We start from the raw sequence: 12786 nt of genomic DNA, 5'->3' as shown, positions 1-12786 counted from the left end.
GTGCGGGCATGGGAGATCTTGATATACGTGACGCCACCGGTGACGACCTGCCGGCGATCGTCGCGATGCTCGCCGATGATCCGCTCGGTGCTCAGCGCGAGTCCCCCGACGACCTGACGCCGTACCGCTCCGCGCTGGAACGCCTCGCGGCCGACCCGAACCAGCATCTCGTCGTCGCCGTGCGCGAGGGCCGCGTGATCGGAACCCTCCAGCTCACGATCATCCCCGGGCTCTCGCACAAGGGGGCCACCCGGGCGCTCATCGAAGGCGTCCGTATCCACGCCGACGAGCGGGGCAGCGGGCTGGGCAGCCGGCTGATCGAGTGGGCGATCGACACCGCTCGGCGGCTCGACTGCCGGATGGTGCAGCTGACGTCCGACAAGACGCGCACCGACGCCCACCGCTTCTACGAGCGGCTGGGCTTCACCGCCTCGCACGAGGGCTTCAAGCTGCGGCTTTGACCCGCCTTGAGGCGCCGGGCCCAGCCCCGAGACGCCCAGGGAGCCGGGAAGGGGGCAGGGGGTGTGTTTCACGTGAAACCACCCCCTGGTCCCACGGGCTAGCCGATGCCCCGCCACCCCTCCGGGTCCACGCCACCGGGCACGGCTGCCTCGGGGTCGTACGGCTGCCGGGTGAACACGAACGAGCCGAGATCGAGATGGCTCAGGGACCCGTCCGCGCGCCGTACGGGCCGCAGCAGCTCACCGGCGTAATAGCCCTCCAGCCCGGTCCAGGTACCGTCGCCGTTCGCCCGGAAGCGGGCCCTACGGCCGCCGCCGGCCAGCGGGGCCAGCGAGAGAAGACCATCGGCGGTCGCCCGCAGGCCGAAGGCATGGGTGCCCCAGTACCACTGCCCCACCAGGTCCAGCACCGCCGGGTCGACCTCGCGCAGTGGCCGCCAGGGCTCGGGGATCCGCGGCTCCGCCTCCGCGACGATCCGGACGAGATCCGCCCCCACGGCCCCCAACAGCAGTCCGCTGGTGCAGTTGGCGAGCACCACGGCGGCCACGTCGTCCTCGACGCTGATGGTGAGGTTCGCCAGAAAACCCGGCAGGGACCCGGAGTGTCCGACGAGCAGCCGGCCGCCCTGCCGCTGGATCTGCATGCCCAGGCCGTACGTGACCCCGTCCAGCACGTCCGCCGCCTCGGCGGGCGCCGCCGGGGTACGCATCTCCCGCACCGACTCCGCGCTCAGCACCCGGTCGTCCCCTCGGGCCAGGAACACCGCGAACCGCGCCAGGTCCCCGGTGGTCGACCAGAGCTGACCGGCCGGCGCCATCCGGCCCAGGTCCTCCAGCGGCTCGGGCAGCATCGCGTCGGCCCACGGGTGCACGGCCCAGCCGCCCGCGTGCGGGGTCACCGGCTGCCCGCTCGTACGGTGCAGACCGAGCGGCTCCAGGACCTCGTTGCGCAGCACCTCCTCCCAGGGAGCGCCGCGCAGCTCTTCCACCAGGGCACCGAGCACGGTGTAGCCGGGGTTGGAGTAGTGGTGACGCCGACCGACGGGATGCAGCAGGGGCTGCTCCCCGAGCACATCGCTCAACTCGGGCCGCAGGGAGCCGGGCGTCCGCTCCCACCAGGGCGCGGGCGATTCGGCCGCCAACCCCGCGGTGTGGGCGAGCAGTTCCGCGATCGTCGCCTCGCCCACGCCGGTGCCCGGCAGATGCTTCTCCAGCGGATCCGCGAGATCGAGCAAACCCTCGTCGCGCAGCCGCATCACCAGAACGGCGGTGAAGGTCTTGGTGATGGACCCGATCCGGTACTGCACGCTCTCGTCCGGTCCGTGCCCGTCCACCGAGGTCCGCGCCCCGTGCCAGACGGTCTGACCGTCCCGTACGACGGCGGCGACCAGGGAGGGAGCCCGTCCTTCGGCCTGCGCGACAGCGATCCGGTGCAGCAGGGCGCGGCGGGTGCCGGGGAGCAGTGCTTCCTGAGTTGTCGTCATGAGCACAGTCCACCTGGTGAGCAGGCGAGCGTCGAATCCATTTGCCGGTTCTGCCGACGGGAGAAGACCCGCCCGACCGGGCTCGGCCCTCCCTCCGGTCCCCTCCCATGACGACGATCACCACACGCACGGTCGCCTACCCGTCCGACGGCCTGACGATGATCGGGCACCTCACGCTCCCCGCCGGTGCCGACCGCCGGCCGCCGGTGCTGATCGGGCCCTAGGGGCCGGGCCTGAACGACTTCCAGCGCCGCCGGGCCGACGCCCGCGCCGAACTGGGGTAGCTGGCGCTGGCCTTCGACCTGCACGGCGGGCGCTGGTTCACCGACCCGCAGGAGATGCTGGCGCGCGTCACCCCGCTGCTCGCCGCCCCGGAGTGGATGCGGGACATGGGCCACGCGGCGCTCGATGTGCTGCGTGCCGAACCACGGACCGACCCCGAGCGGATCGCCGCCATCGGCCGCCGAGATGCAGGCCGCGGGCGTCGACTGGCGCCTCGTGGTCTACGGCGGAGCCCTGCACGCCTTCCACCACCCGCCGGTCGGCCAGACCGTGCTCCCCGGCGTCGGCTACCACCCGTGGCACGCGCAGCGGGCCTGGCAGGACATCGTCGCCCTGCTCCCCGAGTGCCTGCCCGTCACGGAGTGAGCCCGAGCGTCAGGACCGCCGTCGTCAGGACACGACAGCGGAGAAGGCGGCGTGGAGCCGGCGCACCGGCGACGGCGGCTCAGGTCTGGGCCATGTCCACGAAGCGGGAGTAGTGGCCCTGGAAGGCGACCGTGATGGTGGCCGTCGGACCGTTTCGGTGCTTGGCGACGATCAGGTCGGCCTCGCCCGCGCGCGGGGACTCCTTCTCGTAGGCGTCCTCGCGGTGCAGCAGGATGACCATGTCGGCGTCCTGCTCGATGGAGCCGGACTCACGCAGGTCGGAGACCATCGGCTTCTTGTCGGTGCGCTGCTCGGGGCCACGGTTGAGCTGGGAGAGCGCGATGACCGGGATCTCCAGCTCCTTCGCGAGCAGCTTGAGGTTACGGGACATGTCCGAGACCTCCTGCTGGCGGCTCTCGGCGCGCTTGGAACCACCGGACTGCATCAGCTGGAGGTAGTCGATGACGACCAGCTTCAGGTCGTTGCGCTGCTTCAGACGCCGGCACTTGGCCCGGATCTCCATCATCGACAGGTTCGGGGAGTCGTCGATGTAGAGCGGCGCGGCCGACACGTCCGGCATCCGGCGGGCGAGCCGCGTCCAGTCCTCGTCGGTCATCGTGCCGGACCGCATGTGGTGCAGGGCGACCCGGGCCTCGGCGGACAGCAGACGCATCGCGATCTCGTTGCGGCCCATTTCGAGCGAGAAGATCACGCTCGGCAGGTTGTGCTTGATGGAGGCGGCCCGCGCGAAGTCCAGGGCGAGGGTCGACTTACCCATGGCGGGACGGGCCGCGATGACGATCATCTGCCCCGGGTGCAGCCCGTTCGTCAGCGAGTCGAAGTCGGTGAACCCGGTGGGCACGCCCGTCATCTCGCCGCTGCGTGAGCCGATCGCCTCGATCTCGTCGAGGGCGCCCTCCATGATGTCGCCGAGCGGAAGGTAGTCCTCACTGGTCCGCTGCTCGGTGACGGCGTAGATCTCGGCCTGGGCGCGGTTGACGATCTCGTCGACGTCCCCGTCGGCCGCGTATCCCATCTGTGTGATGCGGGTGCCGGCTTCGACGAGGCGGCGCAGGACGGCCCGCTCGTGGACGATCTCCGCGTAGTACTCCGCGTTGGCCGCCGTCGGCACGGTCTGGACGAGGCTGTGCAGGTACGCGGCGCCGCCGACCTTGTTGATCTCCCCGCGCTTGGTGAGTTCGGCGGCGATGGTGATCGGGTCGGCCGGCTCACCCTTGGCGTAGACGTCCAGGATGGCCTGGTAGATCGTCTCGTGCGCGGGCTTGTAGAAGTCGTGGCCCTTGAGGATCTCGACCACATCGGCGATGGCGTCCTTGGACAGCAGCATGCCGCCCAGCACCGACTGCTCGGCGTCCAGGTCCTGGGGCGGCACCCGCTCGAAGGCCGAGCCTCCGCCGTCCCAGCCGCCGCTGTCCCGACCCCGGTCGTGCTGCTCATCACGGCCCCGGCCGCCGTCACCACGCCGACGGGAGGCGGGCAGACGATCACTGGGTCCGCTGTCGGCCCACGGATCGTCCAAGGGCTCGGAAATGCTCACCGAGCCACCTCCTCCCGTCCGCACGGCGGACCTCGCCGTGTCCTCTTTTGTACGGCACGACACTGACAACTGAGAGGCCCAACTCCGGTTCTGACGCGTCGGATTTGTGACGATTCTCCGGCCGGAAGAAGGATGCTTGCCGGGCCGGAGGAAGGAGCGGGCGCCGGACAACGGTAGGCCCGTCGGCACCGTCAGCCAATCTGGTTATCCACAGGCCATGTGGACGACGGCCCCGATGCTGTGGACAACTCGGCGAAACCTGTGCACGACCCGGTGGAAAGCCTTGTGAACAAGCCCTCGATCTCCCCCCGATCAAGCTTGTGACCTGCGGATTTATCATCCACCGGCTGTGCAGAGAAAAAACTTCCCCAGTCGGGCCAAGATCGCGTCGAACGGCGGCCGACAGGACACGGCCCGAGACCAAAAGTAAGGAGCACCCACCGGTTGCATCACTTACCTGTGGACGATTAGATTGATGCGCATGACACAGGCTCCAGAGATCACCAAGGCCACCCGGCGACAGCACGACCGAGAAATCGTCGCGCTGGCCGTCCCGGCCTTCGGCGCCCTCGTCGCCGAGCCTCTCTTCGTCATGGCGGACAGTGCGATCGTCGGCCATCTCGGGACCGCTCAGCTCGCCGGTCTCGCCGTCGCCTCGGCGCTCCTCACCACCGCCGTGAGCATCTTCGTCTTCCTCGCCTACGCCACCACGGCCGCGGTGGCCCGACGAGTCGGCGCCGGTGATCTCACGGCGGCCATCCGTCAGGGCATGGACGGCATCTGGCTGGCCCTGCTGCTCGGCCTCGCCGTCATCGCCGTCGTCCTCCCCCTGGCCCCCGGCATCGTGGATCTCTTCGGCGCCTCCTCGACCGCGGCCCCCTACGCCACCACGTATCTGCGCATCTCCGCGCTGGGCATCCCCGCCATGCTCATCGTCCTGGCCGCGACCGGAGTGCTGCGCGGTCTGCAGGACACCCGGACCCCGCTCTATGTCGCCGTCGCCGGCTTCGTCGCCAACGCCGTGCTCAACGTGGGACTCGTCTACGGCGCCGGGCTGGGCATCGCCGGTTCGGCCTGGGGCACGGTCATCGCGCAGTGCGGCATGGCTGCCGTCTACCTGACCGTCGTCGTACGCGGGGCCCGGCGGCACGGGGCTTCCCTCCGGCCCGACGCCGCCGGCATCCGGGCCTCGGCCCAGGCAGGCGTTCCTCTCCTCGTCCGCACGCTCTGTCTGCGGGCGATCCTGATGATCGCCACCGCGGTCGCGGCGAACCTCGGTGACGCCGACGTCGCCGCGCACCAGATCGTCCTGTCCCTGTGGAGCCTGCTGTCCTTCGCGCTCGACGCGATCGCGATTGCGGGGCAGGCCATCATCGGCCGCTATCTCGGCGCGGGCGACGCTCAAGGGGCACGCCAGGCCTGCCGTCGCATGATCCAGTGGGGCATCGCGGCCGGGATCGTCCTGGGCCTGCTCGTGGTGGCCGCACGGCCGGTCTTCCTGCCGCTGTTCACCAGCGACTCCGGGGTGAAGGACGCCGCGCTGCCGGCCCTGCTGCTCGTGGCGCTTTCGCAGCCCGTGTGCGGGATCGTCTTCGTCCTGGACGGGGTCCTGATGGGCGCCGGCGACGGTCCCTACCTGGCCTGGGCGATGGTCGTCACTCTGGTGGTGTTCGCTCCGGCCGCCCTGCTCGTCCCCACGTTCGGCGGTGGACTCACCGCGCTCTGGGCGGCGATGACGTTGATGATGACGATCCGCATGCTGACGCTGTGGCTGAGGACCCGCTCCGGCCGTTGGATCGTGACGGGCGCGACCCGCTGACCGTTTCACGTGAAACACGTCGGCACCTGCATGGGAAAGGGGCCGCACCCCTGAAGGAGTGCGGCCCCTCTCACCGGCTCAAGCGAGCGCGGCGATCACGCGGCGATCAGGCCGCGACGACCTCGATGTTGACCTTGGCGGCAACCTCGGGGTGCAGACGCACGGACGTCTCGTGGGCGCCCAGGGTCTTGATCGGAGCGGCCAGCTCGATGCGGCGCTTGTCGACCTCGGGGCCACCGGAAGCCTTGATCGCGGACGCGATGTCGGCCGGGGTGACGGAACCGAAGAGACGGCCGGAGTCGCCCGAGCGGACGGCCAGGCGAACCTTCACGCCCTCGAGCTGGGCCTTCACCTGGTTGGCCTGCTCGATGGTCTGGATCTCGTGGATCTTGCGAGCGCGACGGATCTGCTCGACGTCCTTCTCGCCGCCCTTGGTCCAGCGGATAGCGAACTTCCGCGGGATCAGGTAGTTGCGAGCGTAACCGTCCTTGACGTCGACGACGTCGCCCGCGGCACCGAGGCCGGAGACCTCGTGGGTGAGGATGATCTTCATGTGTCGGTCACCCTTCCCTTATCGCGCGGTGGAGGTGTAGGGCAGCAGCGCCATCTCACGGCTGTTCTTGACGGCCGTGGCGACGTCACGCTGGTGCTGCGTGCAGTTGCCGGTCACGCGGCGGGCACGGATCTTGCCGCGGTCGGAAATGAACTTCCGCAGCATGTTCGTGTCCTTGTAGTCCACGTACGTGACCTTGTCCTTGCAGAAAGCGCAGACCTTCTTCTTCGGCTTGCGCACAGGCGGCTTCGCCATGGTGTTTCTCCTGTGTGATCAAGAAGTGGGGGTACGACCCGCCCTCGGCCCGGACCGGCCCGGAAGGCCTGGCCCGAAGGCTTAGAAGGGGGGCTCGTCCGAGTAGCCGCCACCGCCGCCGGAGCCTCCGCCCCAGCCGCCGCCACCCTGGTTGCCACCGGCGGGAGCGCCGGTCGCCCACGGGTCGTCGGCCGGAGCGCCGCCGCCCTGCTGGCCGCCACCGGGGCCTCCGCCCCAGCCGCCGCCACCTTGGCCGCCACCGCCGCCGTAACCACCCTGGCCACCGCGAGCGCCACCGGCGGTCTTGGTGACCTTGGCCGTGGCGTTGCGCAGGCTGGGGCCGACTTCCTCGACGTCCAGCTCGTAGACCGTGCGCTTGACGCCCTCGCGGTCCTCGTAGGACCGCTGCTTCAGCCGGCCCTGCACGATGACGCGCATGCCTCGCTGGAGCGACTCGGCGACGTTCTCCGCCGCCTGGCGCCAGACCGAGCAGGTCAGGAAGAGGCTCTCGCCGTCCTTCCACTCGTTCGTCTGGCGGTCGAAGGTGCGGGGGGTGGACGCGACACGGAACTTCGCGACCGCCGCACCGGACGGGGTGAAGCGCAGCTCGGGGTCGTCGACAAGATTGCCGATGACCGTGATGACGGTCTCGCCTGCCATGGGGGAACCTCTCGGCGGGTTTGCTGCTCTGGCTGCTTGGTTGCTGCTACTCGAATCCCGAGATCAGCTGAGCGCGGAAGCTCAGTGGGTCTCGGGGCGGAGGACCTTGGTCCGGAGGACCGACTCGTTCAGGTTCATCTGGCGGTCGAGCTCCTTGACGACCGCAGGCTCGGCCTGCAGGTCGATGACCGAGTAGATGCCCTCGGGCTTCTTCTTGATCTCGTAGGCGAGACGACGACGGCCCCAGGTGTCGACCTTCTCAACCTTGCCGCCACCGTCACGGACGACGGACAGGAAGTTCTCGATCAGCGGGGAGACCGCACGCTCCTCGAGATCGGGGTCGAGGATGACCATCACCTCGTAGTGACGCATGTGGAACCCACCTCCTTTGGACTCAGCGGCCACGGTCGTTCCGTGGCAGGAGGGTTGTGATGCGTACGCAACGGTATCGGCCGCCACTGACAATCGGGGTTCCCTCAGGGGAGCCGGGCAGTGTGACCTGGAACAGGTCTGGGCAGACACCAGTGCAGACGGTACAGACTACCCGCACACCCGCTTCCGGTTGAAATCCGGCCCTCAAGACAGAGAATCTGTACACATCGGGTGTGTGCGGCGCTACCATGCGCCGCCTTCCGCAGGAGGTGCCCATGGCACAGGCATTGCAACCCAACACCGCCGGTTCCCTCTTCGCCACGGACGGCAAGCCTCATCCGCTGCAGGACGCCCTCATGGCGATCACGTTCGTCCTGGGTGTGCTGTCCTTCATCACGTCCTTCTTCCACAGCCTTCACCTGCTGACCTCGTGGGCGGGCCTGGTGGCGCTGGCCACGGGTGCCTACGGGCAGTGGATCTCGGTGACCACGCGGGAGCGGTTCTTCCTGATCCTGGGTCTCGGTGCGGCGGGAGTCGGCTTCCTGATCGGCATGGCGCACGGCGGCCTGTTCGGCGGTCTCGTCGGCTGACTCGCCGGGCTCAACGCCCGTACGCCCAGTCGGGGCGCTCTCAAGGCGCAGTAGGCTTCGGCGCGAGAGCCGGAGCCCCTGTACCCATGGGGACACACCAGCCCGAGGAGCGCCCCGAATGAGCCTGACCCTGAGGACCATCAGTCGCGAGCAGCATCTGGCCTACATCCAGAGCCTGCCGGCGGCGAGCCACATGCAGGTCCCGGCCTGGGCAGATGTGAAGGCGGAGTGGCGCTCGGAGAGCCTCGGCTGGTTCGACGACCGCACCGGCCACCTGGTCGGCGTGGGCCTGGTCCTCTACCGCCAGCTGCCCAAGATCAAGCGCTACCTCGCCTATCTGCCCGAGGGCCCGGTCATCAACTGGTACGCGCCGAACCTGGACGACTGGATCCAGCCGATGCTGGCGCACCTGAAGCAGCAGGGCGCCTTCTCGGTGAAGATGGGCCCGCCGGTGATCATCCGTCGCTGGAACGCGGACACCATCAAGAGGGGCATCCAGGACCCGGACGTCAAGCGGCTGCGCGACCTGGAGGCCGACTTCATCGAGCCGCGCGCCTTCGAGGTGGCCGACAAGCTGCGCCGCATGGGCTGGCAGCAGGGCGAGGACGGCGGCGCCGGCTTCGGCGACGTGCAGCCCCGATACGTCTACCAGGTGCCGCTGGCGAACCGCTCGCTGGAAGAGGTCCACAAGAACTTCAACCAGCTGTGGCGCCGCAACATCAAGAAGGCCGAGAAGGCCGGCGTCGAGGTCGTCCAGGGCGGCTACCAGGACCTGCCCGAGTGGCAGCGGCTGTACGAGATCACGGCCGTCCGTGACCACTTCCGGCCCCGCCCGCTGTCGTACTTCCAGCGCATGTGGACGGCCCTCAACACCGAGGACCCCAACCGCATGCGGTTGTACTTCGCCCGCCACAACGGCGTGAACCTGTCCGCGGCGACGATGCTGATCGTCGGCGGGCACGTCTGGTACTCCTACGGCGCCTCCGACAACATCGGCCGCGAGGTCCGGCCGTCGAACGCCATGCAGTGGCGGATGCTGCGCGACGCCTACGCGCTCGGCGCCACCGTCTACGACCTGCGCGGCATCTCCGACTCGCTGGACGAGACCGACCACCTCTTCGGCCTGATCCAGTTCAAGGTCGGCACCGGCGGCCAGGCCGCCGAGTACCTCGGCGAGTGGGACTTCCCGCTGAACAAGCTGCTCCACAAGGCGCTCGACATCTACATGTCGCGCCGCTGAGCCGCGCGGGCGTTTGATTCCATAGCCCTCACAGCTCTTCACACTTCTGATCCACCGCAGCCACGAGAAAGGTTCCGGGTCCGGCCATGGCGCTCACGCTCTACGTCGACACCGCGCGCTGGCGGGCGCACCACAAGCACGTGCAGGAGCAGTTCCCGGGACTCGTCCCGGTCTGCAAGGGCAACGGCTACGGTTTCGGGCACGAACGGCTGTCGGAGGAGGCCACGCGGCTCGGCGCGGACCTGCTCGCCGTCGGCACCACCTACGAGGCCGCGCGCATCAAGGACTGGTTCAGCGGTGACCTGCTGGTGCTGACCCCGTACCGGCGCGGCGAGGAACCCGTGCCGCTGCCCGACCGGGTCGTGCGCTCGGTGTCGTCGATCGACGGTGTGTACGGCCTCGTGGGCGCCCGTGTGGTCATCGAGGTGATGTCCTCGATGAAGCGGCACGGCATCAGCGAGCACGACCTGCCCCAGCTGCACCAGGCCATAGAGAACATCCGGCTGGAGGGCTTCGCCATCCACCTGCCGCTGGACCGCACCGACGGCTCGGACGCCGTCGAGGAGGTCATCGGCTGGATGGACCGGCTGCGCGCGGCACGGCTGCCGCTGCACACGATGTTCGTCAGCCACCTCAAGGCGGACGAGCTGGCCCGGCTCCAGCAGCAGTTCCCGCAGACCCGGTTCCGCGCGCGCATCGGTACGCGGCTGTGGCTGGGGGACCACGAGGCCACCGAGTACCGCGGTGCCGTCCTGGACGTCACGCGCGTGGCGAAGGGCGACCGGTTCGGCTACCGGCAGCAGAAGGCGGCCTCGGACGGCTTCCTGGTCGTCGTGGCGGGCGGTACGTCGCACGGGGTGGGCCTGGAGGCCCCGAAGGCCCTGCACGGCGTCATGCCGCGCGCCAAGGGCGTCGCACGCGCCGGCCTGGCCACGGTCAACCGGAACCTTTCTCCGTTCGTCTGGGGTGGCAAGCAGCGCTGGTTCGCCGAGCCGCCGCACATGCAGGTGTCGATCCTGTTCGTGCCCTCGGACGCGCCCGAGCCCAAGGTCGGTGACGAGCTGGTGGCCCATCTGCGGCACACCACGACCCAGTTCGACCGCCTCGTGGACCGCTGAGCCGTCCCGGACAGCGCGAAGGCCGTACCCGGAGCACCGGGTACGGCCTTCTGCGTGCCGTGAGGCGTTCGGGGACCGGCTGTTCGCTCAGAGCGAACGGTCGCGGTGGGACAGCTTCTCGGGCCGGCCCCAGTCCACGTGAGCACCCTCGAAGTGAGCTGTGTGCTGCGGCGGACGGGGCGCCGCGCCGAGCGCGAACGCGTCCTCCGCGCCGTCGAGCACCCCGCCCGAGGGATCGTCGTCGCCGGACCGGCGCACCACGTCCCGCTCCGGCATGAGGATGTCCCGGACGACGACGGCGCACAGGTACAGCGTGCCCAGCAGGTGCACCGCGATCGCCCAGTGGTAGCCCTGCGTCGGCAGACCCTTGTGGGCGTCTCCGCTGGTCGTGTAGGCGAGGTACATCCAGATGCCCAGGAAGTACGCCACCTCGCACGCCTGCCAGATCAGGAAGTCCCGCCACTTGGGCCGGGCGAGAACCGCCAGCGGCACCAGCCACAGGACGTACTGCGGGGAGTAGACCTTGTTGGTGAGGACGAAGGCGGCCACCATCAGGAAGGCCAGCTGGGCGAAGCGCGGCCGGCGCGGGGCGGTGAACGTCAGCGCGGCGATGCCGAGGAAGCACAGCACCACCAGCACCATGGCCGCGTTGTTCACGAAGCCGGTGGTGGGCGGGTTGCTGGAGTTCTGCGCCCAGATCAGCCAGAAGGAGCCGAAGTCGACCCCGCGCTCCTTGCTGAACGTGTAGAACTTGGCCCAGCCCTCGCGGATGTGGAAGCCCGTCGCGTCGTGCGTGAGCATCACGGGCAGGTTCACCACGAGCCAGGCGACCACCGCGCCGGCCGCCGCCTTGAAGAACTCGCGCCACTTGCCGGCCCGCCAGCACAGGACCAGCAGTGGACCGAGCAGCACGACGGGGTACAGCTTGGCGGCCGTGGCGAGCCCCAGGAGAACGCCGAAGGCGAGGGCCCGGCCCCGCGCCCACATCAGCATCGCGGCGGCCGTCAGTGCCACCGCCAGCAGGTCCCAGTTGATGGTCGCGGTCAGCGCGAAGGCGGGCGCCAGGGCGACCAGCAGGCCGTCCCAGGGGCGCCGGCGGTGTGTGCGCGCCACGCACACGGCGATGACGGCGGCGCACACCATCAGCATCCCGGCGTTCACGAACCAGTACCACTTCTCCTGGTGCTGGATGCTGCCGCTGTGCGGCGTCAGCCAGGAGGCCACCTCCATGAAGACACCGGTCAGCACCGGGTATTCGAGGTAGTCCATGTCGCCGGGGAGCTTGTCGAAGTACGGCACGAGATCGTCGGCGAACCCGCGGCCCTGGTAGAGGTGCGGGATGTCCGAGTAGCAGGCGTGCGTGTACTGGCTGCTCGCGCCGAAGAACCAGGCGCCGTTGTAGCAGGGTGCCTTCTGGACCAGGCCGAGGGCGAACATGCCGATCGCCACGAGTGCCACGACCCGCACCGGGGTCCACCAGGAGGTCCCGAGCAGGGCGTGCCGCCCCAGGGGGCCGCCGATCAGCTCACTGCCGGCGGCGGCGACCTCGTCCTCCCTGGTCGGCTGCACCGGTTCTGCCGCGGCGGGCCGCACGGGCTCGGGCTCGTGCCTGCTCACGGGCGTCATCTCTGCACTGGGCATGGGGCACATCCTGCCGTACCTGTCCAGGAAAACGGTGAGGGCCGCCGCACCTGGTCGGTGCGGCGGCCCATGTTTCACGTGAAACACCCCCGGCGGGCGATATGGCCGCCAACCGGTCAGATCGCCGGGTTACCCGTCCTGACCTCCGAAGAAGCCTCCGTTGCCGTTTCCTCGGCTGTTGCCGGTCCCGGTCGTGTCCGTGACGGTGGGCGTGGGTGTCGTGCCTCCGCCTCCGTCGGTACCGCCGGTGTCCACGCCGCCGCTGCCGCTGCCGTTGCCGTTCGCGTTGCAGTCGGGGTCCCAGCCGAACTGGCAGGACTCGCTCGGCGACGGAGACGGCGTCGTGGTCGTCTCGCTGGGCGTCGGGGTCGGCGTGTCGCTCGGGGT

12 protein-coding genes and 1 pseudogene are annotated in these 12786 nt (G+C 69.6%); 6 read left to right on the top strand and 7 right to left on the bottom strand.

Translation table 11 applies throughout. The features are described 5' to 3' along the window. The first annotated feature begins 8 nt into the window (after nt 1-8). The gene (locus tag CCN44_RS14460) at nt 9-461 is read left to right on the top strand and encodes a GNAT family N-acetyltransferase (protein WP_086697868.1); all 453 of its coding nucleotides are present in this window, start codon (nt 9-11) and stop codon (nt 459-461) included. Nucleotides 462-559: 98 nt separating this feature from the next. On the opposite strand, the gene CCN44_RS14455 is transcribed toward CCN44_RS14460, so the two are convergent. Next, entirely contained in the window at nt 560-1945 is a 1386-nt protein-coding gene (locus CCN44_RS14455) for a serine hydrolase domain-containing protein (RefSeq protein WP_086697867.1), read from the bottom strand. 107 nt (nt 1946-2052) lie between these two features. Between CCN44_RS14455 and CCN44_RS14450 the strand changes: the two are divergent. After that, nucleotides 2053-2593: pseudogene (locus CCN44_RS14450) on the top strand (dienelactone hydrolase family protein). Nucleotides 2594-2672: 79 nt separating this feature from the next. On the opposite strand, the gene dnaB reads toward CCN44_RS14450, so the two are convergent. Beyond that, nucleotides 2673-4151: a replicative DNA helicase gene (gene dnaB, locus CCN44_RS14445; protein ID WP_059250014.1), complete on the bottom strand. Its 1479-nt coding sequence runs from the start codon at nt 4149-4151 to the stop codon at nt 2673-2675. A gap of 481 nt (nt 4152-4632) precedes the next feature. Here dnaB and CCN44_RS14440 point away from each other — a divergent pair, with 481 nt between their 5' ends. Next, nucleotides 4633-5970: an MATE family efflux transporter gene (locus CCN44_RS14440; RefSeq protein WP_086697879.1), complete on the top strand. Its 1338-nt coding sequence runs from the start codon at nt 4633-4635 to the stop codon at nt 5968-5970. Between the two features lie 106 nt (nt 5971-6076). Here CCN44_RS14440 and rplI read toward each other — a convergent pair whose 3' ends face one another. The 4 genes from rplI to rpsF form a co-directional block, all read right to left on the bottom strand. After that, nucleotides 6077-6523, bottom strand: coding sequence for a 50S ribosomal protein L9 (gene rplI, locus CCN44_RS14435; RefSeq protein WP_059250016.1), 447 nt, complete (start codon nt 6521-6523; stop codon nt 6077-6079). An 18-nt stretch (nt 6524-6541) separates the two neighbouring features. Further along, nucleotides 6542-6778: a 30S ribosomal protein S18 gene (gene rpsR / locus CCN44_RS14430; RefSeq protein ID WP_003949403.1), complete on the bottom strand. Its 237-nt coding sequence runs from the start codon at nt 6776-6778 to the stop codon at nt 6542-6544. An 81-nt stretch (nt 6779-6859) separates the two neighbouring features. Continuing rightward, nucleotides 6860-7438 carry a single-stranded DNA-binding protein gene (locus tag CCN44_RS14425; protein ID WP_014673749.1) on the bottom strand — a complete coding sequence of 193 codons (579 nt, stop codon included), beginning with the start codon at nt 7436-7438 and terminating at the stop codon, nt 6860-6862. 81 nt (nt 7439-7519) lie between these two features. Continuing rightward, nucleotides 7520-7810, bottom strand: a complete 291-nt coding sequence (gene rpsF, locus CCN44_RS14420) for a 30S ribosomal protein S6 (RefSeq protein WP_014673750.1) — start codon at nt 7808-7810, stop codon at nt 7520-7522. 275 nt (nt 7811-8085) lie between these two features. Here rpsF and CCN44_RS14415 point away from each other — a divergent pair, with 275 nt between their 5' ends. The 3 genes from CCN44_RS14415 (at nt 8086) to CCN44_RS14405 (ending at nt 10758) form a co-directional block, all read left to right on the top strand. Continuing rightward, the gene (locus CCN44_RS14415) at nt 8086-8400 is read left to right on the top strand and encodes a hypothetical protein (RefSeq protein WP_059250017.1); all 315 of its coding nucleotides are present in this window, start codon (nt 8086-8088) and stop codon (nt 8398-8400) included. 118 nt (nt 8401-8518) lie between these two features. Then, the gene (gene femX, locus CCN44_RS14410; RefSeq protein ID WP_059250018.1) at nt 8519-9640 is read left to right on the top strand and encodes a peptidoglycan bridge formation glycyltransferase FemX; all 1122 of its coding nucleotides are present in this window, start codon (nt 8519-8521) and stop codon (nt 9638-9640) included. Between the two features lie 86 nt (nt 9641-9726). After that, nucleotides 9727-10758, top strand: a complete 1032-nt coding sequence (locus tag CCN44_RS14405; RefSeq protein WP_059250019.1) for an alanine racemase — start codon at nt 9727-9729, stop codon at nt 10756-10758. An 87-nt stretch (nt 10759-10845) separates the two neighbouring features. Here the strand turns inward: CCN44_RS14405 and CCN44_RS14400 are convergent, their stop codons facing one another. Beyond that, nucleotides 10846-12399: a glycosyltransferase family 87 protein gene (locus CCN44_RS14400; RefSeq protein ID WP_208639773.1), complete on the bottom strand. Its 1554-nt coding sequence runs from the start codon at nt 12397-12399 to the stop codon at nt 10846-10848. Nucleotides 12400-12786: the final 387 nt, after the last annotated feature.

The sequence above is a fragment of the Streptomyces tricolor genome (assembly GCF_002155905.1).
GTDB classification, from domain to species: domain Bacteria; phylum Actinomycetota; class Actinomycetes; order Streptomycetales; family Streptomycetaceae; genus Streptomyces; species Streptomyces tricolor.
Note: the sequence above shows the minus strand (reverse complement) of the source record. Positions and strands in the feature narration are given on the sequence as shown.

Excerpts from the sequence above, each read along its gene's own strand:
- CCN44_RS14460 (WP_086697868.1), top strand. The coding sequence starts at position 9 with ATGGGAGATCTTGATATACGTGACGCCACCGGTGACGACCTGCCGGCG.
- CCN44_RS14455 (WP_086697867.1), bottom strand. The coding sequence starts at position 1,945 with ATGACGACAACTCAGGAAGCACTGCTCCCCGGCACCCGCCGCGCCCTG.
- CCN44_RS14440 (WP_086697879.1), top strand. The coding sequence starts at position 4,633 with ATGACACAGGCTCCAGAGATCACCAAGGCCACCCGGCGACAGCACGAC.
- rplI (WP_059250016.1), bottom strand. The coding sequence starts at position 6,523 with ATGAAGATCATCCTCACCCACGAGGTCTCCGGCCTCGGTGCCGCGGGC.
- rpsR (WP_003949403.1), bottom strand. The coding sequence starts at position 6,778 with ATGGCGAAGCCGCCTGTGCGCAAGCCGAAGAAGAAGGTCTGCGCTTTC.
- CCN44_RS14425 (WP_014673749.1), bottom strand. The coding sequence starts at position 7,438 with ATGGCAGGCGAGACCGTCATCACGGTCATCGGCAATCTTGTCGACGAC.
- rpsF (WP_014673750.1), bottom strand. The coding sequence starts at position 7,810 with ATGCGTCACTACGAGGTGATGGTCATCCTCGACCCCGATCTCGAGGAG.
- CCN44_RS14415 (WP_059250017.1), top strand. The coding sequence starts at position 8,086 with ATGGCACAGGCATTGCAACCCAACACCGCCGGTTCCCTCTTCGCCACG.
- femX (WP_059250018.1), top strand. The coding sequence starts at position 8,519 with ATGAGCCTGACCCTGAGGACCATCAGTCGCGAGCAGCATCTGGCCTAC.
- CCN44_RS14405 (WP_059250019.1), top strand. The coding sequence starts at position 9,727 with ATGGCGCTCACGCTCTACGTCGACACCGCGCGCTGGCGGGCGCACCAC.
- CCN44_RS14400 (WP_208639773.1), bottom strand. The coding sequence starts at position 12,399 with ATGCCCAGTGCAGAGATGACGCCCGTGAGCAGGCACGAGCCCGAGCCC.